We start from the raw sequence: 18,650 nt of genomic DNA on the forward strand, positions 1-18,650 counted from the left end.
CTCTAAATATGTAACCGGTTACACAAAAATATACATCGTTCCATAAAATCTGTCAATATGAATTTTTGCAATAAAAAAACAGACTTTCATTGAAAGTCTGTTTTTCTCGATTCATTTATCATTTTAAGCATTTACTTCTTCAGTTTTCTGCAGACGCTTTTCTTCTGTTTCCGCTACATAAACTGCGCAAGCTGCATCGCCCGTAATGTTAACGGCGGTTCTTGTCATATCAAGCAAGCGGTCAATACCGATGATCAGACCAATTCCTTCAACCGGCAGCCCAACGCTGCTAAGGACCATTGCCAGCATGATGAGGCCGACGCCCGGAACTCCTGCAGTCCCGACACTGGCTAATACTGCTGTCAATACAACTGTAGCAAGCTCTACTAATGTCAATTCAATTCCAAAGGCCTGTGCAATGAATATCGTTGCAACACCTTGCATGATTGCAGTGCCGTCCATATTGATAGTCGCCCCAAGCGGCTGTACAAATGAACTGATGGATTTTGGCACGCCTAAATCTTTTTGTGCCACTTCCATCGATACCGGCAAGGTCGCATTACTGCTGGATGTACTAAATGCTACACTCATTGCTGGTGCAAATTTCTTGAAGAACCAGATTGGATTTTTCTTTGCCAAAAATGCAACCGTTCCCCCATATGTAACCACAGAATGAATAAAAAGTGCAGCTAAAATTACTATCATATAAGATCCCATTGCTTTCATCGCTGAAAACCCTTGAGACCCTACCGCTGTCGCAATCAATCCGAATGTACCATACGGTGCAAACTTCATGACCAAGCCCACCAGATACATCATGACTTCGTTTCCTTGTTCAATAAGATTGAAGATCCCTTTTGTCTTTTCACCAAGCGCTGTCAGTGCCAGTCCAATAAATACGGCAAACACAATAATTTGAAGCATATTGCCTTCTGTCATAGCAGCCAACGGGTTGTCTGGAATAATATTTAATAGCGTATCAGCTACGGAAGGAGCTTCCTCACTTTCAAATGAAGCACTTCCAAGATCAAAATCTCCTGCAAGGCCAGGTTTGATTATTGTTGCCAGACTAAGCCCAATTATAATCGCAATTGTCGTAGTCACTAAGAAATATGTAACCGTCTTAAAGCCGATGCGCCCCAGTTTAGCTGGATCACCAAGTCCTGCTGTCCCCAAAATGATAGAGAACAGTACAAGTGGTACTACAAGCATACTGATCATGCTCAAAAATAGTTGGCCAAGCGGCACAAATAAAAATGTATTTAAATTTTCGAAAGCTCCGGGTGCAAATAAATTAATAAGTAATCCTACAATAGCACCTGTAACAAGTCCGGTTAATACTTTTACAGTTAAACTCGTTTTTTTCATGTATCTCTTCCTCTTTTTTTTGACTTAGACATTAGTTTAACTGAAAATCAAATTAATATACAAGTATTAAATGTATTCAGCTAACGACAATAATTAATATACTTCGATATCATTATGGCTCCTAGATATATTACCCTACTGAACTTTCCAATATTCAATAAATTTAAAAAGGAAGGGTATGGAAGCGGGCTGAAAGGCATAATAATAACCCACTTTCCTTAATAAGGAAAATATGTTATTTTACACTAGGGTATCAGCAATATCTTGCCGATGCTTTTTCTGCTTTCAATGTGGGCATGCGCTTCTGAAGCTTCCGCTAACGGAAAGCGTTTTGAGATGGCCATTTCGAGCTTTTTCTCAAGCATGAATGCCGTTATTCTTTGTGCTGCTTCCTGTAAAAATTCCGGCCGCTGTTTGCGGTAAGTTCCTGTACTGTAGCCGATGACTGAGCGGCAGCTGGAATGCAGATCAGCAGTCGTGATTTTTCCCGGCACAGACCCTGAATTTCCATGGCCAAAAGAAATGATTCTGCCAAACGGAGCCAGGCATTTCATGCTTTTCTCAAAATTCTCTCCAGCAACAGTATCCAGAATGACATCCACCCCTTTGCCGTCCGTCAATTTTTTCACTTCTTCTACAAAATCTCCTGTCACGTAATTGATTACATGGCCAGCCCCAAAGTTTTTGGCGATGCCCTTTTTTTCGTCACTGCCAACCGTTCCAATAATCATTCCTGCACCGAAGATTTTGGCTAACTGAATCGCCGTCGAGCCGATGCCGCCTGCCGCCGCATGGATCAGGATGCTCTCTCCCGGAGCGAGCCGCGCCATTTTTTGTATGACGTTGTACGCGGTAATTCCCACGGTCAGCGAAGCTGCGGCCGTTTCGATATCCATTCCATCCGGAACCATATAAGTCAAATCTTCGTCCGCTGCCACGTACTCAGCGTAAGACCCTTCTTTTGGAAATGCCATCACCCGCTGCCCCGGCTTACACTTCGTTACTTCACTTCCCACTTCGATAATTTCCCCTGCACAGTCCAGCCCCGGAGTAAACGCTGCTCCCGGCGCTGTTCCATGGTATTGTCCTTGGCGCGCTTTGATATCTGCAAAATTCACGCTGATTGCCTGTACTTGTATCAGCACCTGGTTCGGCGTAATTTTCGGTTCTTCCACTTCCAGAAGCTGCATGACTTCAGGCGCTCCCAGTTCCTTCACAACGATTGCTTTCATTCACCCATCCCCCTAAAATTTTCATGTTAAAATTTTAAGTAAATAATCCGCATAAATCTGTTCAATTTCCTCTTTGCTGAATTCTCCTTCTGGCGAATACCAGACTTGAATCCAATTGGCCGCACCTAAAATAATCATCCTGGCCATTTTTTTTTGGTTTACCGTGAACTCCCCTTTTTGAATTCCCTGCTGAATCATTTGATCGAAAAGCCCCGCATATGCATCTCTCTTTTTTACAATCGGATCGATGTATTCTTCCGAGAAAATCTGCTCCGGTTTTACAGTCAGGTTGAAAATTTCTTTCTCTTGTATGGCAATATCCAAATGGACTTTTATGGCTGCCTTCATTTTTTCCCCGGAGGAAATTTCCTTTCCATATATGTCTTCCAACTGATTAAAAGCATTAGACAGGATTAAATCGTGGCATTGAAACAACAATTCTTCTTTATTCTTAAAATAATAATAAAGCGATCCTTTTGTCATCAGCAGTTCAGCTGCAATATCTTCCATTGTCGTATGATGGAATCCCTTTCTTGAGATAACCAGACTGGCTGAACGAAGGATGTCCTCTCTTTTCTTAGCCGCTTTTTTTTCTCTTAAATTCATCGCAGCACCTCATACTTATTTATTTTCTCATTGCCTGCTCTCTTTTGCCTTTTTCCCTATTATAAATTACTGAAACAATTTTGAATGGCCGATTAAATACGACGAACAAAAAATAAGCCCTTCATTGTAAAATGAAGGGCCCTCAACTCTATTATTCACCTAAGTCAACATTGTGATATACCTGTTGCACATCTTCTAAATCTTCGATGGCATCAATCATTTTCTCAAATTGCACTTGCGTGTCTTCCGGCAGTTCCAGTTCATTTTGTGCAAGCATCGTCAACTCGGCAATGCTGAATTCAGTAATGCCGGCATTTTTGAATGCTTCCTGCACGACGTGGAACTGATCCGGTTCAGCGTAAACGATTACCGAATCTTCTTCTTCGATGATATCACGCACATCAATGTCCGCTTCCATCAGCAATTCAAGAATTTCATCAGCTGTTTTGTCTTCAATCCCGAAGACAGCCGTATGGTCAAACATATACGAAACCGATCCGCTGACGCCCATATTTCCGCCGTTCTTGCCGAATGCCGCACGCACGTCTGAAGCTGTGCGATTCACATTGTTCGTCAATGTATCGACAATCACCATTGACCCGTTAGGGCCGAAGCCTTCGTAACGCAGTTCATCATAGCTTTCTTCTGAACCGCCTTTTGCTTTTTCAATGGCCCGGTCAATGATGGCTTTTGGCACACTATATGTTTTCGCACGTTCAAGTACCACTTTCAGCGCCTGATTCGATTCCGGATCCGGCTCGCCTTGTTTAGCGGCAACGTAGATTTCCCGGCCGAACTTCGCATAAATACGGCTTGTGTTAGCGTCTTTGGAAGCTTTTTTCTCTTTAATATTATTCCACTTGCGTCCCATATGGTTTCCCACTTTCTTTCAGCTTTGAATGTGAAGAACGTTCACTAATCTTTATTATATAATAAATCCTGCATTTCTATCGACATATATACTCAAAAACTTCATGACTTGGTTTGAATAGGTACTTCGGAGGCAAGACACTATAAGAGAAGGATGTATTAAATTTAAAAGGAGGAATTCTAAATGGCAGGAAACAAAGCAATTATTATCACAGGCGGAGCTAGCGGCATCGGGCGCGAGGCTGCTTATCAATTAGCCAAAGCAGGAAATGCAATTGTGGTAGCCGATTTCAACGAAGAAGGCGCAAAAGAAACGGCAGCAAATATCAAAGCGCAAGGCGGCAAAGCAGCAGCGTTTAAAGTGGATGTATCGAAAGCGGAAGAAGTTGAAGCGATGGTTGATTTTGCGGTTGATACATTCGGTACATTGAATGGCCTATTCAACAATGCCGGCATCGGCTTAGTTAAACCATTGCTTGAAATGGATCCCGCTTCTTACCATAAAGTAATTGATGTCGATCAGCACAGTGTCTACTACGGCATCTATTATGGAGCGAAAAAAATGGTGGAACTTGGAGCCAAAGGGACAATCGTCAACACCGCTTCCATTTACGGCTCAATGGCTGCAAAAGGCAGCTTCAATTACAATGCCGCAAAAGCTGCGGTGGTCATGATGTCCAAATCGGGAGCCCTTGAACTGGCTGAACATGGCATCCGTGTAGTCGGCGTTGCTCCTGGGTTCATTGATACGCCGATTCTTGGAGACAATGAAGAAATGAAAAAAGCTTTGTCTGCGCTGCATATGCACAATCAGCTGATTCAGCCTGAAAAAGTGGCCAATGTAGTAAAGTTTCTATTCTCTGAAGAAGCCTCTGCTATCAACGGTTCAACTGTTGCGGTAGATGACGGATTCTTAAGCTTCAAATAAAGAAATCTTCAACTAGAAAAAAGCTGCCTTCAGTCAAAGGCAGCTTTTTTGGTTTTGCTTTTATCTACTCGAAAATATTCCGACAGCTGAATAACGCGGACATTCCCCGTATGCAATTCATGATAAATGCCTCTGCTGTCTGTAAACGATATATACTGATCCCGTTCACTGTGGATCAGAGCTTCCGCTTTTTCCTGTGACTCCACGTGGATAAATCTGCGGATGTAATGTTCTTCATCAAAAAAGTAAGTGATTTTGAATTCCTTCAAAGCAGCCATCCCCTTATTTAGAATACGGAGCCTTCTGAAAAAAGTAATTGGGTTTGACTATATCATTCTTATACGGCTTATGGAAAATATGCGTTGTCGCTGGTGATATCGGCGGAATCAGCCATACCCAGTTGCCGGTCAGATTTCTGCCCGCCGCATCTTCTTTTTTCTCAAAACTTTTAAACTGCTTGGCAGCGGTATGATGATCCACAATGGTGACACCGGCCTTCTGGAATGAATCCAGAACCGCAATATTCAGCTCAACCAGCGCCTTGTCTTTCCACAACGAACGGTTGGACTCGGTATTCAAGCCCATCACTTCCGCGACAGCCGGCAGCAAGTTATAACGGTCTTCATCAGCTAAGTTGCGGGCTCCTATTTCCGTCCCCATATACCAGCCATTGAACGGTGCCATCGGATAATGGATGCCGCCTATTTCCAATTTCATGTCGGAAATAATCGGAACGCCATACCATTTGGCCTGCAGCTCTGCAAAACGGTCAAATTCCGGATGCTCCAGTTCCACTTCAATCACAGATTCTTTAGGCATTTCAAAATAACGGGGTTCTTCGCCTTTCACTTGAATGACCAAGGGCAGTAAGTCAAAATGCGTCCTTTCACCTTGCCAGCCTAATTTTTCACATTGCTTAGTGAACTCGATGGAAGTCGAATCTCCTATAATTTCTCCGTCTTTTTCATAACCGGCGTACCGGATCAATTGGTGATTCCAGATTCTCATCGCGTCTTCGCCATTTGCAGCTGGCGGAAAAACAGTGAGCGTTGGCCGGATCTTACCCTTATTCGCCGCAAATTCAATGTGATTCACCAAAGCGTCATAAACCCCTTCGGCAGTGGTTTGCCGGCGTTCATCAAAAATGGTCAATGAGTTCCAAAAAAGGCGGCCGATGCAGCGGTTATTATTGCGCCATGCCATCCGGGCACCGTGTTCAAGCTCTTCAAATGTATGTCGATACGTATCAGTAGTTTCAATTTCACTGGCAATTTCAGCAATTCTATCATTCAGTTGTTGCTCATTCTTCCCTAATTCATAGTAGCAAACGGATAAAAACTCTATCGCTTCGTCGAGTAAGGCATTGGGTGTCCCCACAGCGTTCAACTTCATCACTCCTCGTCAACATCATATCATCATCCATTCATTTTTTTCACTTGCAGAACCTTTATGCACTTTGTTTTTTGAGAACAGGTGCAGTACACTTGAATTGAGCGAAAATACAGTCACAAGGAGAATCATTGATGGTAAAGGCTATTTTTTTTGATTTGGATGACACGTTGTTATGGGACAAAAAAAGTGTTGCTGCGGCATTCCAGAAAACCTGTGAAATGGCAGCAGATAAAAGCGGAAAAGATTGCACCGGGCTTGAAGAAGCTGTTCGCCAGGAAGCAAGCGGCCTTTATGCTGCATATGCAACTTATCCTTTCACCCAGATGATTGGCATCAATCCTTTTGAAGGGTTATGGGGAACTTTTGAAGACGAAGGCGCTGATTTTCAGGAAATGAAAAAAATCGTTCCCGAATACCGGCGTGACGCGTGGACACGCGGTTTAAAAAGAATCGGCATCGATGACCCGGACCTTGGCCAGGAGCTTGCCGAATATTTCCCTGAAGCCCGCAGACAGAGCCCTGTCCTATATGAAGAAACACTTTCCGTTCTCGACCGCTTGAAAGGGAAGTATGAGCTTTTGCTGTTGACGAACGGTTCTCCAGCTTTGCAGAATATCAAACTTGAAATCACTCCGGAAATAGCCCCTTACTTCGACCACATCGTCATTTCTGGAGCATTCGGCAAAGGAAAACCTGATCCTGCGATATTTGAACATGCGCTGGCCAAATTCGGCTATCAGGCAGACGATGTATTAATGGTTGGCGACAATTTAATGACCGATATCATCGGAGCCGAAAAAGCCGGCATCCGCTCGGTATGGATCAACCGGGAACAAAAAGCGCCACACGAAAGCATCACTCCTACATACGAAATCACACATCTTGAAGAATTGTTTCCGATTTTAGAGAAGCCATAGAAACACAAAAGAGACCCTTCGACAAGGGTCTCTTTTCGTTTTCATTCACATATTAATAGCTGTCACATGTTCGATTTCCGCCATGCTTGCCAATTGCGCTAAGCCGCTGTCTTCAGCCATTTTATCAATTGACAGCATCATGATGGCGTCTCCGCCTGCATTTGAACGGAATACCTGCATTGTTGCAATATTAACGCCTTCTTCGCCAAGCAAGGTTCCGACACGCCCGATCACTCCTGGACGGTCATTATGGCGGATAAACACCAGGTGTCCTTGAGGAACAATATCCACCAGGTAATTGTCTACTTTGACGATGCGTGCGCCTTGTCCATTCAGCAACGTGCCGGCCGCTGTTCTTGTGCCATTAGCTGATTTCACTTCCATTGTGATTAAATTAGTAAAGCCTTTTGCAGTGGTCGACTTGCTTTCATTAACCGTGATTCCTTTTTGGTTAGCCAAGTACAAAGCATTGACGTCATTAACGTTTTCCCCGAGATGGCGCTTCAGCAAGCCTTTTAAGGCATTACGCGTTAGCGGGCCTACTTCTACGTTCGCCAATTCCCCTGAATAATGGATATGAACTTCTTCTGCAGTGCCTTCACTCAGATCCGTCAAAAATCTTCCAAGCCGTTCAGCCAAATCAAAATAGGGTTCGATTTTCGCCATAATTTCTTTTGGAACAGACGGCAAGTTGACGGAGTTGCGGACAATGCCGGTTGTGAAATAACTAATGACATCTTTGCTGACATCCACTGCGACGCTTTCCTGCGCTTCAATAGTGCTGGCCCCTAAATGCGGGGTAGCCACTACTTCCGGCAAGTCCAATAAACGGAAATCCACCATCGGTTCCTGCTCAAAAACGTCAAGAGCAGCTCCGGCCACTTTTCCGCCTTTGATGGCATCATACAGCGCATTTTCATCAATGATGCCGCCGCGAGCACAGTTGATGATCTGTACACCGTCTTTCATAATTTTAAATGCTTCTGCATTGATCAAGTGGCGCGTTTCCTTCATTAAAGGGGTATGGACTGTGATAAAATCCGCCGCTTTCAATACATCTTCTACTGTGCCGAAATCAACGCCCATTTTTTTCGCTTTTTCAGCAGTCAGGAACGGGTCGTAGGCAATGACATTCATGCGCTGCCCTTTTGCCCGCGCCGCCACTTCCGTACCGATCCGCCCAAGTCCGATAACGCCGAGTGTCTTGTTTTTGAGTTCCACTCCGACATACGATTTCCGGTCCCAGTTCTGGTTGCGCAAAGCATAGAAGGCCTGCGGAATTTTACGTGCCATCGACATCAGCATCGCAATGGTATGTTCAGCAGCCGAATTTGTATTGCCGTCCGGCGCATTGACGACGATGACACCATGTTCCGTAGCCGCTTCCAGATCAATATTGTCGACCCCCACTCCGGCTCGGCCGATAATTTTCAAATGCTTCGCTTTTTCAATTATGTCCCGTGTGACTTGTGTCTGGCTTCGGACAAGCAAGGCATCAAAATCTTTGATCCGTTCACCCAATTGCTCCGGCGTTAAATTGGTTTCCATGACAAGGTTAAAGCCATCGGCCTGGCGCAACGGATAAATTCCATCTTCGCTTAATGGATCGCTGATTAAGATATTATATGTCATTGTGATTACTCTCCTTCATTCAAATAAATTTGCTGTGCAGCTTGGACACCTTTGCCAAGTTCGATTTCTTTCCCCACTTTAATCAAACCAATTTCCATTGCCGCTATCGCCTGCAGCATATCGGCTGGAGAACAATACCCCATATGGCCGATGCGGAAGATGGTTTTTGCCAAATGCTGCTGCCCCCCCGCAACTTCAAGGCCAAACTCTTTCTTCATGATTTTCCGGAACGCTTCTGAATCGAAGTCCGCCGGTTTAACCGCTGTAACGGTAGGAGAAGCTGCTTCGTCGTTTGTCAGAAGCGGAATATCCAATGCTTTAAACGCAGCGCGCGTCATATTCATCATCAGCTGGTGCCGGCTATAGACCTGCTCCAACCCTTCTTCTTCCAGCAATTCAAGCACTTGCTGCAAGCCGAACAAAATTGATAGCGCCGGCGTAAAGGGTGTCGTGTCTTTTAATATATTGTCACGGTGCTTTTTCAGATCGAGATAAAAACGGGGCTGCGTGTTCGCTTCGATTTTAGACCAGGCACGTTCGCTTGCTGCTACGAAGGAGAGCCCTGCAGGAAGCATAAAGGCTTTTTGGGAACCGGTCACAACGATATCAATTTCCCACTCATCCATTTTCGTTTCTGTTCCTCCAACACAAGATACACCGTCAACAATAAACAATGCTTCGGACACTTCTTTCACAGCTGCTGCCATTTCTTTCACCGGGTTTAATACACCGGTTGATGTTTCGCAAAAAGTCGATAGCACCACTTTTATTTCAGGATGCTTCTGTAAGAATGCTTTTACTGTTTCCGGGTCTGCTGCTTGCCCCCACTCCACTTCCAGCAAATGGGTTTTTATATCATAAGCCTTGCAGATTTTCACAAAACGCTCTCCAAAAGCCCCTGTTACTACCACTAATACTTCTTCGCCTGGCGCTACTGTATTGACGACTGCCGTTTCAAGGCCAGCCGTTCCGCTGCCCGTTAAAATCATCACTTCCTGCTGTGTACCAAAAACGCGTTTCAATTTTGGTCGGATAGCACTGATCATATCGGAAGTGCTTTGCCCTCTATGGCCGATCATCGGCTGGCTCATGGCCCGGTTGACGCTCGGCGGGATTGGCGTCGGTCCTGGGATTCGTAAAATTTGTTGGTCAGTCAGCATAATGGTATTCCCCTTTCGTATTTGGAAGCAGCAATAATGAGAAACTTCAATCAGTGAGGTCTTCAGCCCCATTGATTGTTAATTGATCCAATCGGACTTTTACGGTCAGTTGACCTCCCACTTGGGAAAGTGGGAATCTTACTGATCGTTAAAGCGCGATAAAAAAAGACTCCACGCCCCTCACATAAAATGCAAGGGGCGAAGAGTCTTTCGATTCGCGGTACCACCCTAATTCACTGCTTCAGATTCAAAAGCAGTCTCATTGGTTCACATGCGTAACGGGCACGAGCCGGATGGACCTACTTAGTTTCAATCCATCTATTCAGAAGTGCTGCCAAACGCCGGAACCGCTGATTTTCACCACCCATCAGCTCTCTGAAGATTCCTGTGCATAAAGCTTATCTTCGTCAAAATAGTTAATTTATTTTTGAATTGAGTCCATCATAACAAATCCAAAAAAGTTGTCAATATATAAAAAATATTTAGATTACTATGGAACCGTTTTCATTTCCGGAAAACCTTTATCCTTTACGGTTCCAGAAGAAATTAACTTTTTTTATTTTTCTTCTCCTTATAAAAAAGATTGCCGAATAAAATCGGCAATCTCCTGCATTCATCATGCAATAATTTTAATAAGATCTTGGCATGCCAAGGACATTTTGTCCCAAGAAAGCCAAAATCATATTATTGCTGACTGGCGCCACTTGGTACATACGGGTTTCCCTGAACTTTCTCTCCACATCATACTGATCAACAAAACCATAGCCGCCGTGTGTATCCAGGCAAACATTCGCAGCTTTCCAGCTGGCTTCACTTGCTAAATACTTTGCTAAATTAGCTTGTTCCCCGTATTTTTCACCTTCGTCGTATTTCCGGGCTGCTTCATAGCGCATCAAATCTGCTGCTTTGATGGCTGCATACGCTTGGGAAATCGGAAATTGAATTCCTTGGTTTGTGCCGATTTTCCGGTCAAACACTTCCCGTTCATTGGCGTAATTAACCGCCTTTTCAATGAAAAAGTATCCGTCGCCAATGGCTTCGGCAGCAAGCAAAGTCCGTTCCGCATTCATGCCATCGAGCACGTAACGGAATCCTTTTCCTTCTTCCCCAATTAGGCAATCGGAAGGAATTTTCATGTTCTTATAAAAAACCTGGTTGGTGGCGTAATTGAACATTGTGCGGACCGGTTCAACGACGAAAGTTTCCGGCTGGCCTTCCCTTATCTCCCGCAAGTCTACTAGGAACAAGCTGAGCCCTTCGGTTTTTTTTGCGCCCACTTGGTCAGTAGGAGTAGTTCTCGCAAGTAGCATCAGCAAATCCGACTGCAGCACCCGGCTCGTCCAGTTTTTATGGCCATTGACAATATAACCGCCATCCGTTTTTTCTGCAAACGTCTCAATAGCCGTCGTATTAGACCCCGCAGAGTCCTCCGTAACTGAAAAAGCCTGGAAGCGGAGGCTGCCTGTAGCAATTTCCGGCAAATACTTGCGCTTCTGCTCTTCGCTGCCATGCTTCAACAGAGCACCCATTGTATACATCTGGGCATGGCATCCTGCCGCATGGCCGCCAGATCGGTTGATTTCTTCCAGAATAATTGTCGCTTCCGTCATGCCATAGCCTTTTCCGCCATATTCCTCCGGGATTAAAGCAGATAAATAGCCGCTTTTCGTTAAGGCATCTACAAATTCATAAGGATATTCACGCTCTAAATCCAGCTTTCTCCAATACTCGTTTGGATATTGCGAACATAATTGGCGTATTTCTTCTCTTAATCGTTCTCTTTCCTGCACATTTAACTTGGCCACTAACTTCTCCGTCCTTTCGAATATGGATCGTCTTTTTTAAATGCTCCTCATGTGGTTTTTCCAGCACCATCTATTGTTGTAAACTGCTGCATTTTACCCGGATTAAATCCGAACTCTTTCAATATCGCTTCCGTATGTTCCCCGACTTCCGGAATCGGTTTCATAACAGAATCAAATTCATCAGATGTTACCGGCGGCAGCAAAGCTTTTAAAGGGCCTGCCGGTGAATCCACTTCGCTCCAGCGGTTACGCGCTTTTAATTGAGGATGGTCTTCCAATTCCTTCATCGTATTGAGCCGGGCGTTGGCAATTTTCGCTTCTTCCAGCAGCTCAATGATCTGATTCGCCTCCTGCTGCTGGAAAACGTCTTCAATGATGCTTTTCAATGCCTCTTTATTGGCGACACGGTTGGAATTGTTATTGAACCGGCCATCGGTCGCAATATCCGTGTTCTTCAGAACTTCCTCGCAGAAACGCACCCACTCGCGTTCGTTCTGGATTCCCATGAAAACAAATTTTTGGTCTCCTGCCATGAACGGTCCATACGGATAAATGGTGGCATGGCTGGCACCAGTCCGTTTCGGTTCTTCTTCTCCGTAAGCGGAATAATACAACGGATAACCCATCCATTCTGCTAACGCTTCAAGCATTGACACTTCTATGACGGCGCCTTTGCCTGTTTTAGACCGAGCGATTAATGCGGTCAACACACCTGTGTAGGTATACATCCCTGCTGCAATATCTGCGATAGAAATTCCCGCTTTAGACGGTGTCTCTTCTGTTCCAGTTACCGAAACAAGGCCAGCTTCACATTGAATCAAGAGATCGTAAGCTTTTTTATTCGTATAAGGACCGAAAGTGCCATAACCGGAGATAGAGCAAATAATCAACTGCGGATATTTTTCTTTCAGTTCCGCTGCACTAAATCCGAGCCGGTCAACAGCTCCTGGCGCCAAATTATGGATAAACACATCTGCTTTGCCCAACAGTTCTTCCAAAACTTTTTTTGCCTCTTCCTGCTTGAGATCAAGTGCAAGCGATTCCTTTGAACGGTTTATCCAGACAAAATGGCTGGACATCCCTTTAACGGTTTTATCATAGCCGCGCGCGAAATCTCCCGGACCCGGCCGCTCCACTTTGATGACCCTGGCGCCTAAATCCGCAAGCTGTCTGGTAGCAAAAGGAGCTGCAACGGCTTGTTCCAACGAGACAACGGTTATTCCTTCCAATGGCAACATAAAATTCCCTCCTTTTAGAAAGTGATAGATAATCATTTACTGTTAAACCAAACCGATCCAGCTCCACCAAGTAGAAGCAACCAGGATTGTAGCGGCAATTGAAATAGCCGTGGCATACAAACCCGGTTTCAAAAAGTCTTTTTGGGCAATCATTCCCGTGCTGTGAGCCAATAGATTTGGCATCGACTCCACAATCAGCACAAATCCGAACAAGCAGCTCAACCCGGTTGCAAAACCGGTGACCAAGGGATCAATTCCGGCATTCTGGGCAACACTTATAATAATGGGAACGAGAACGACTACTGCAGTTGCGACATTCGAAATCAATTTATGGAATACTTGAGCCAGGAAAGTGACAATAATGACGGCTAATAATGGATTTTGGATCAAAGACATAAACCAGCTTACACTCAAATATTGGCTGATGGTGTCTGCAGCACCAGAATCGACGAACGAATAGCCCATCGACAGCGTGACGCTGATCAGCAAAATTGTATTATAGTTGATCTTTACAACCGGCTCCCAATCGGCCACTCCGATTTTTGGCAAGGTCATCAGTACTACACCGATTAAAGCGGGAATACTCGGATGCATTCCGTGGAGCGGTTCAGCCAGCCATAAGCCGACTATAAACAGCAAGATAACGAAACAGCGGACTTCCCGTTGATTGACGGGGCCAAGCTCCGCCAGCTTACCTTCCATCTCTTCTTCAATCTTTGGAAAATACTGCTGATCTTTTGGTAAAGGAAATACTTTTATTAACATGATCCAGATGGCTGGAATAAGAATAGCCCATAAAGGAAAGGTATAGAAAAACCACTGGAAATACGTGATTTTTATCCCGGCAAACCGATTGAGCAGTTCAACCGTCAAGATATTGCCGATTGCTGCTGTCATGACCGACGTGCCGCTGATGATGCCGCCGAAAGCTACACCGAGCATGATCATTTTCCTGAGATTGCTGCCAGCTTTGGCCCCTGTCGTTTCAATAATCATAGAAGAGACCGGTAAAATAAGCGCTGAACGGACAGCAGTAGAAGGGATAAAGAAAGCCTGCAGCTGCTGAATGATAATTATGCTGCCAAGAAGCCCGTTAGAATGGCTTCCCCAGCGCTTTAGGATTTTATAGGTCATCCTTTTAATAAGCGCTGTTTCATTTACAGCGGTTGCCAGCATCATGCCGGCAACAATAAGGTAAGTAGCCGGAGAAGCAAAACCGCTGAAAATGACAGCAGCATCCGCTACATTAAACAGCAGCATTGCCAGTAAAATCATCAATGCCGTCAATCCTAATGAAACCGGCTCTAAAGCCCACAAAATAACCCCGGCAACAATAATGCCTGTCATGATTTTCCCCGAATAGGAGAAGGCATCCGGCAAACCGTAATAAACAACAGCAAAGGCAAGAAGAGCGAATGCAAAAGACGCATAAATTTTAAAATCTTCGTTTTCAAATATTTTCATGGCTTCCAGCCTTTCCGGTTCTACGACTTTTTTGCCGTGAAAACAGAGAAGAATTTAACCTGTTTCACATCCACTTTTCTGCTTTAAAATTCTTATATTAAATTTCTTTTTTACTTGGCGTAGCATATCCAGCCGCCAAAATGATTGGTTTTGAAAAAGTTTGCAATCCGGTGGAACCCGGCTTCTATCAGCACTTCCCTCAGCTTTTCTTCGGGAATAACCGATTCCGTCAGTGTTCCTTTCATCAAAGCCTCCACTTGTTCTTCCGTCATACGGGTCGTATCGAGCCAGTAATTTTTCCATAACGAAACTAGCTCCTTGAACTCGGGGTCTTCTGCATCTCCGACCTTTGAGACCAGCACAAAAGGGGAATCCGGCTTTAAATGTGATCTTAATTTCTTAAGAAGTGCAAGCTTGTCCTCGACTTTGGCTATAAAGTGGAGAACAAGGATGCAAGTTGCACCGTCAAAGGCTGCTTCATCAGGCACATCGGCTATAGTCCCATGGATGAATTCCACCCGCTTTTCCATATCCAGCTCCTGTGTTTTCATCTTTGCCACTTCAAGCATCGCTTTTGCCGGATCCACCGCGGTGAAAGTCCAGCCTGGATTTAGCGGACCGAACGCTTTCAGTTCATTTCCGCCGCCTCCTCCGATAATCAGAAGAGAAGCGTCTTTAGCCAGATTGGCACGCAGGAACGTCTGCGAAAGCCGGAGCATCGGATCGTATGTTGGAAGTGTCCGCCGAACGCCTTTGTCGTATTCTTGAGCAATTCCAGAATCAAACTCCATCTTTTCAGCCATCTCATCAACTCCAGGCATTTATAATATAGAATACTTGATCGAAGCAGGTTCGCAGCATCCTGCAAAGAGAACAGGTTCTCTCCTGTCGCGATGGCATGCGGATAATGCTTGGATAGTTCCGCCTGCAGATGATAGTCCAGTGGATTCCCTGCCTCTTCGTACCAGATTAGTTCAGAGTCTTTGATCTTATCATTGAAACCGCTTTCCTCTTTCTGCACATCTATAAAACGGAAAACTCTAAATCAATAACAATAATTTTCCAGCTACTTTCAGATAGGATATTGGATACAATTTATTATTAATTCCAATACTACTAAAAATTCCGACAATTGTAAATATGAGAAAGGGAATAGGGAATGAAATCAATCATGCATCGCTGATAAATTTCTAATCCGATTCCCCGCTTTTTATCCCGCCTTTACGGCTAGCGGAAGGTGCCCTCTACTGAATGAAATTACGCATTATTTTCCTGCTTGTTTTTTCATAGCAGCAATAATTGCATCCGTTACTTCAACCGTATTGGATTTGCCGCCGATGTCTCCAGTTTTGATGCCTGCTTCTAATGTGGTTTCAATCGCATTCAGGATGATTTCTCCCAATTCCGGTTCTCCTAAATGGTCGAGCATCATTTTCGCTGTCCAGATTTGGCCGATAGGATTGGCAATGCCGCGCCCGTAAATATCCGGTGCCGAACCATGGACCGGTTCAAACATTGATGGGAACTTTCCATTCAAATTGATGTTCCCGGCTGGAGCGATTCCAATGCTGCCCATAATAGCGGCTCCGAGATCGCTGAGAATATCACCGAACAGGTTGCTGGCGACGACTACGTCAAGCGTTTCCGGACGGGTCACAAAAAATGCGGACAGCGCGTCAATGTGTTCGCTGTTCGTTTTGACATCCGGATAGCCAGCAGCCATTTCTTGGAATACTTCATCCCAGAATGGCATCGAATGAGCAATCCCATTTGATTTTGTGGCACTAGTCAGATGGCCGCCTCTTTTACGGGCAATTTCAAAGCCGTACTCCATTACACGGGAAACACCCCTTTTGGTAAATACCGCATTCTGAACCACTACTTCATCCATCCCGCTATGGACCCTGCCGCCGATGCTGCTGTATTCGCCTTCACTGTTTTCTCGAATAATCAGGATATCGAAGTTTTTCGGATTTGATAATGGCGAGACCATTCCTCTAAGTTGTTTAGCAGGCCGCACATTGATGACTTGTTCGAATTCACGGCGGATTTTTAATAATAAGCCCGCCAACGAAATATGATCCGGCACTAAAGAAGGATCTCCTACAGCTCCCAGGAAAATGGCATCGCTTTCTTTTATCAGCTCTAATCCGTTTTCGGGCATCATTCTTCCATGTTCAATGTAATATTCTGAACTCCATGGATAATGTGTGTAATTAAATGCCAGCCCTCCATGAATTTCTGCTATAGCATCCAGTACACGAAGTGCTTCCGGCACTACTTCTTTTCCAATTCCGTCTCCCGGAATGACGGCTAAATCCAATGTCTTCATCAACAGATCTCCCCTCTGCCTGTCTACTGCCAATTGGTTAATGCTTACTTATCGCCAATCATTTTAATCAAATTTTCTTTTGTGCGGATAATATGTTTCATCGTCACTTCTCTGAGTTTTTCCGCATCTTTTTCTTTAATATATTGCAGCATCAAGCCATGCTCTTTATGAGATTCCGGCAGATGATTAGCAAGCAGGCTTGGGGTATATGGAGGAATCCCTTTCCATAAGGTTTCAATAAACCCTTGAATTCTTCTCCACGGACAGCCTTCCCGTATAATGCGGTGAAATTCTGCATTCAATTTCATGTAAGCTTCCATATCGGTTTCATCCGCTTTGAGCTCAAGCATTTTTTTATAGATGGTTTCCAGCTCTTCAATAACTTCCGTGTCTAAAAACGGAAGGGACTTTACAACAGCTTCACCTTCTAAGAGAGCACGCAACTGGTAAATCTCTTCAATGTCATCAACAGAGACCGGAGTCACCACTGCTCCTCTTCTTGGCTCAATGCGCACTAAACCTTCCACTTCAAGCTGGCGCAAGGCTTCCCGCAAAGGCATGCGGCTTACGCCTAATTTATGTGCCCATTCTTCTTGCATAAGGCGCTCACCCATTTTGAATTCGCCTTTTAAGATCAGTTCCCTTAATTTTGTTGTTACTTTAAACTGTAACGTCGCTCTGTCCTGTTCGGTTAATCTGAACTTCTCCATGATGCACCCCTTAATTACTTTTCTGCCATGAAAAGAAAGAATGAAGTCATTTTATCATTATTTCTAAGCATAGAGCACGGATGAACTGTTCATCCTTTTATTTCGACACCAAACATCTCCTCAATGTATTTTATGATGGCTGTGTGGTCTTGGTTTCCTCCGCCTTGGGACCAAGCATGTTTCCATAATTGAAAGGATGCGCTGGAGATAAACATCGGAACTTTCTCTTCTTCCGCCATGCTCATCGCAATTTTCAAATCTTTGACCATCAAATCAAGCGTGAATCCGACTTCGAAATTTCTTGTCAGCACTTGGTTCGGAAATTTAAAATCACTTGAGAAGCTTCTGCCGGTGCTGGAGTTGATGACGTCCAGCATTTTATTCGGATCCAATCCGAGTTTTACTCCAAGTGCCATCGCCTCGCCTGTCGCAGCTAAAGTGGTAGCAGAAATCATATTGTTCAAGGCCTTAATAGTATGGCCCGCTCCTGATTCTCCGACATGAAAAATATTCTGTCCAATTAATGAGAGAAGCGGCTTCGCTTCATCGAAATCACGCTCTTCTCCTCCAACCATGATGGACAAAGTACCATCTTCAGCTTTTTTCACTCCGCCGCTTACCGGCGCATCAATCATACGGAAGCCTTCGGTTCTCAACATACCGCTTAATTCCTTAGTGACAGAAGGGATGGAAGTCGTCATTTCGATTAACAGGCTTTCCGGTTTCAGGCCTTTCATCAATCCTTCAGACCCTGTCAGCGTCTCTTTGACAATAAAGACGTTCGGCAAAACGGTGATGATGTACTGGAATTTCGAAGCCAGATCAGCCGGGCTTTCCGCTTCTTCCGCTCCTAATTCCACGAAAGACCGCACAAAATCTTTATTTAAATCGAAAATGCCGACTTCCACCCCTTGTTCCAGCAACCTTTTAGCCATCCTGCCTCCCATATTGCCCAGCCCAATAATTCCTGCTCTCATTGATGATCTGCCCCCTTTT

The 18,650-nt window shown here is 44.6% G+C and carries 17 protein-coding genes and 1 other annotated feature; of the genes, 2 read left to right on the top strand and 15 right to left on the bottom strand.

Going from position 1 to position 18,650, the window contains the following annotated elements:
- Positions 1–123: 123 nt before the first annotated feature.
- The 4 genes from QWY16_RS16405 to QWY16_RS16420 form a co-directional block, all read right to left on the bottom strand.
- Positions 124–1,368 carry a dicarboxylate/amino acid:cation symporter gene (locus QWY16_RS16405; protein WP_300990302.1) on the bottom strand — a complete coding sequence of 415 codons (1,245 nt, stop codon included), beginning with the start codon at positions 1,366–1,368 and terminating at the stop codon, positions 124–126.
- A gap of 245 nt (positions 1,369–1,613) precedes the next feature.
- Positions 1,614–2,600 carry a quinone oxidoreductase family protein gene (locus QWY16_RS16410; RefSeq protein ID WP_300990303.1) on the bottom strand — a complete coding sequence of 329 codons (987 nt, stop codon included), beginning with the start codon at positions 2,598–2,600 and terminating at the stop codon, positions 1,614–1,616.
- Positions 2,601–2,621: 21 nt separating this feature from the next.
- Positions 2,622–3,206, bottom strand: a complete 585-nt coding sequence (locus tag QWY16_RS16415; protein ID WP_300990304.1) for a TetR/AcrR family transcriptional regulator — start codon at positions 3,204–3,206, stop codon at positions 2,622–2,624.
- A gap of 151 nt (positions 3,207–3,357) precedes the next feature.
- Entirely contained in the window at positions 3,358–4,077 is a 720-nt protein-coding gene (locus QWY16_RS16420; RefSeq protein ID WP_300990305.1) for a YebC/PmpR family DNA-binding transcriptional regulator, read from the bottom strand.
- A gap of 183 nt (positions 4,078–4,260) precedes the next feature.
- Here QWY16_RS16420 and QWY16_RS16425 point away from each other — a divergent pair, with 183 nt between their 5' ends.
- A complete protein-coding gene (locus QWY16_RS16425; protein WP_300990306.1) occupies positions 4,261–5,004 on the top strand; it encodes an SDR family NAD(P)-dependent oxidoreductase in 744 nt (247 codons plus the stop codon).
- 29 nt (positions 5,005–5,033) lie between these two features.
- Here QWY16_RS16425 and QWY16_RS16430 read toward each other — a convergent pair whose 3' ends face one another.
- Positions 5,034–5,273 carry a hypothetical protein gene (locus tag QWY16_RS16430; RefSeq protein WP_300990307.1) on the bottom strand — a complete coding sequence of 80 codons (240 nt, stop codon included), beginning with the start codon at positions 5,271–5,273 and terminating at the stop codon, positions 5,034–5,036.
- Positions 5,274–5,286: 13 nt separating this feature from the next.
- Entirely contained in the window at positions 5,287–6,390 is a 1,104-nt protein-coding gene (locus tag QWY16_RS16435; RefSeq protein ID WP_300990308.1) for a nitric oxide synthase oxygenase, read from the bottom strand.
- A 137-nt stretch (positions 6,391–6,527) separates the two neighbouring features.
- On the opposite strand from QWY16_RS16435, the gene QWY16_RS16440 reads away from it, so the two are divergent.
- Positions 6,528–7,313, top strand: coding sequence for an HAD family hydrolase (locus QWY16_RS16440; RefSeq protein ID WP_300990309.1), 786 nt, complete (start codon positions 6,528–6,530; stop codon positions 7,311–7,313).
- 45 nt (positions 7,314–7,358) lie between these two features.
- On the opposite strand, the gene serA is transcribed toward QWY16_RS16440, so the two are convergent.
- From serA to QWY16_RS16485, 9 genes are all read right to left on the bottom strand, one after another.
- Positions 7,359–8,945: a phosphoglycerate dehydrogenase gene (serA, locus tag QWY16_RS16445; RefSeq protein WP_300990310.1), complete on the bottom strand. Its 1,587-nt coding sequence runs from the start codon at positions 8,943–8,945 to the stop codon at positions 7,359–7,361.
- A gap of 5 nt (positions 8,946–8,950) precedes the next feature.
- Entirely contained in the window at positions 8,951–10,105 is a 1,155-nt protein-coding gene (locus QWY16_RS16450) for a pyridoxal-phosphate-dependent aminotransferase family protein (protein WP_300990311.1), read from the bottom strand.
- A 191-nt stretch (positions 10,106–10,296) separates the two neighbouring features.
- Positions 10,297–10,525: a binding site (T-box leader), on the bottom strand.
- Positions 10,526–10,734: 209 nt separating this feature from the next.
- Positions 10,735–11,910 (bottom strand): acyl-CoA dehydrogenase family protein, encoded by a 1,176-nt coding sequence (locus QWY16_RS16455; RefSeq protein WP_300990312.1) that lies wholly within the window; start codon positions 11,908–11,910, stop codon positions 10,735–10,737.
- A gap of 47 nt (positions 11,911–11,957) precedes the next feature.
- Positions 11,958–13,148: a CaiB/BaiF CoA transferase family protein gene (locus QWY16_RS16460; protein ID WP_300990313.1), complete on the bottom strand. Its 1,191-nt coding sequence runs from the start codon at positions 13,146–13,148 to the stop codon at positions 11,958–11,960.
- A 42-nt stretch (positions 13,149–13,190) separates the two neighbouring features.
- The gene (locus QWY16_RS16465) at positions 13,191–14,612 is read right to left on the bottom strand and encodes an SLC13 family permease (RefSeq protein WP_300990314.1); all 1,422 of its coding nucleotides are present in this window, start codon (positions 14,610–14,612) and stop codon (positions 13,191–13,193) included.
- A 110-nt stretch (positions 14,613–14,722) separates the two neighbouring features.
- Positions 14,723–15,415 (bottom strand): class I SAM-dependent methyltransferase, encoded by a 693-nt coding sequence (locus QWY16_RS16470; RefSeq protein WP_300990315.1) that lies wholly within the window; start codon positions 15,413–15,415, stop codon positions 14,723–14,725.
- A gap of 461 nt (positions 15,416–15,876) precedes the next feature.
- Positions 15,877–16,944, bottom strand: a complete 1,068-nt coding sequence (locus QWY16_RS16475; RefSeq protein ID WP_300990316.1) for a tartrate dehydrogenase — start codon at positions 16,942–16,944, stop codon at positions 15,877–15,879.
- Between the two features lie 44 nt (positions 16,945–16,988).
- Complete coding sequence (locus tag QWY16_RS16480) at positions 16,989–17,654, bottom strand: GntR family transcriptional regulator (protein WP_300990317.1); 666 nt, start codon at positions 17,652–17,654, stop codon at positions 16,989–16,991.
- An 89-nt stretch (positions 17,655–17,743) separates the two neighbouring features.
- A complete protein-coding gene (locus QWY16_RS16485) occupies positions 17,744–18,631 on the bottom strand; it encodes an NAD(P)-dependent oxidoreductase (protein WP_300990318.1) in 888 nt (295 codons plus the stop codon).
- Positions 18,632–18,650: the final 19 nt, after the last annotated feature.

It is taken from the genome of Planococcus shenhongbingii (assembly GCF_030413635.1).
GTDB classification, from domain to species: Bacteria; Bacillota; Bacilli; order Bacillales_A; family Planococcaceae; genus Planococcus; species Planococcus shenhongbingii.

Excerpts from the sequence above, each read along its gene's own strand:
- QWY16_RS16405 (WP_300990302.1), bottom strand. The coding sequence starts at position 1,368 with ATGAAAAAAACGAGTTTAACTGTAAAAGTATTAACCGGACTTGTTACA.
- QWY16_RS16410 (WP_300990303.1), bottom strand. The coding sequence starts at position 2,600 with ATGAAAGCAATCGTTGTGAAGGAACTGGGAGCGCCTGAAGTCATGCAG.
- QWY16_RS16415 (WP_300990304.1), bottom strand. The coding sequence starts at position 3,206 with ATGAATTTAAGAGAAAAAAAAGCGGCTAAGAAAAGAGAGGACATCCTT.
- QWY16_RS16420 (WP_300990305.1), bottom strand. The coding sequence starts at position 4,077 with ATGGGACGCAAGTGGAATAATATTAAAGAGAAAAAAGCTTCCAAAGAC.
- QWY16_RS16425 (WP_300990306.1), top strand. The coding sequence starts at position 4,261 with ATGGCAGGAAACAAAGCAATTATTATCACAGGCGGAGCTAGCGGCATC.
- QWY16_RS16440 (WP_300990309.1), top strand. The coding sequence starts at position 6,528 with ATGGTAAAGGCTATTTTTTTTGATTTGGATGACACGTTGTTATGGGAC.
- serA (WP_300990310.1), bottom strand. The coding sequence starts at position 8,945 with ATGACATATAATATCTTAATCAGCGATCCATTAAGCGAAGATGGAATT.
- QWY16_RS16450 (WP_300990311.1), bottom strand. The coding sequence starts at position 10,105 with ATGCTGACTGACCAACAAATTTTACGAATCCCAGGACCGACGCCAATC.
- QWY16_RS16460 (WP_300990313.1), bottom strand. The coding sequence starts at position 13,148 with ATGTTGCCATTGGAAGGAATAACCGTTGTCTCGTTGGAACAAGCCGTT.
- QWY16_RS16465 (WP_300990314.1), bottom strand. The coding sequence starts at position 14,612 with ATGAAAATATTTGAAAACGAAGATTTTAAAATTTATGCGTCTTTTGCA.
- QWY16_RS16470 (WP_300990315.1), bottom strand. The coding sequence starts at position 15,415 with ATGGCTGAAAAGATGGAGTTTGATTCTGGAATTGCTCAAGAATACGAC.
- QWY16_RS16475 (WP_300990316.1), bottom strand. The coding sequence starts at position 16,944 with ATGAAGACATTGGATTTAGCCGTCATTCCGGGAGACGGAATTGGAAAA.
- QWY16_RS16480 (WP_300990317.1), bottom strand. The coding sequence starts at position 17,654 with ATGGAGAAGTTCAGATTAACCGAACAGGACAGAGCGACGTTACAGTTT.
- QWY16_RS16485 (WP_300990318.1), bottom strand. The coding sequence starts at position 18,631 with ATGAGAGCAGGAATTATTGGGCTGGGCAATATGGGAGGCAGGATGGCT.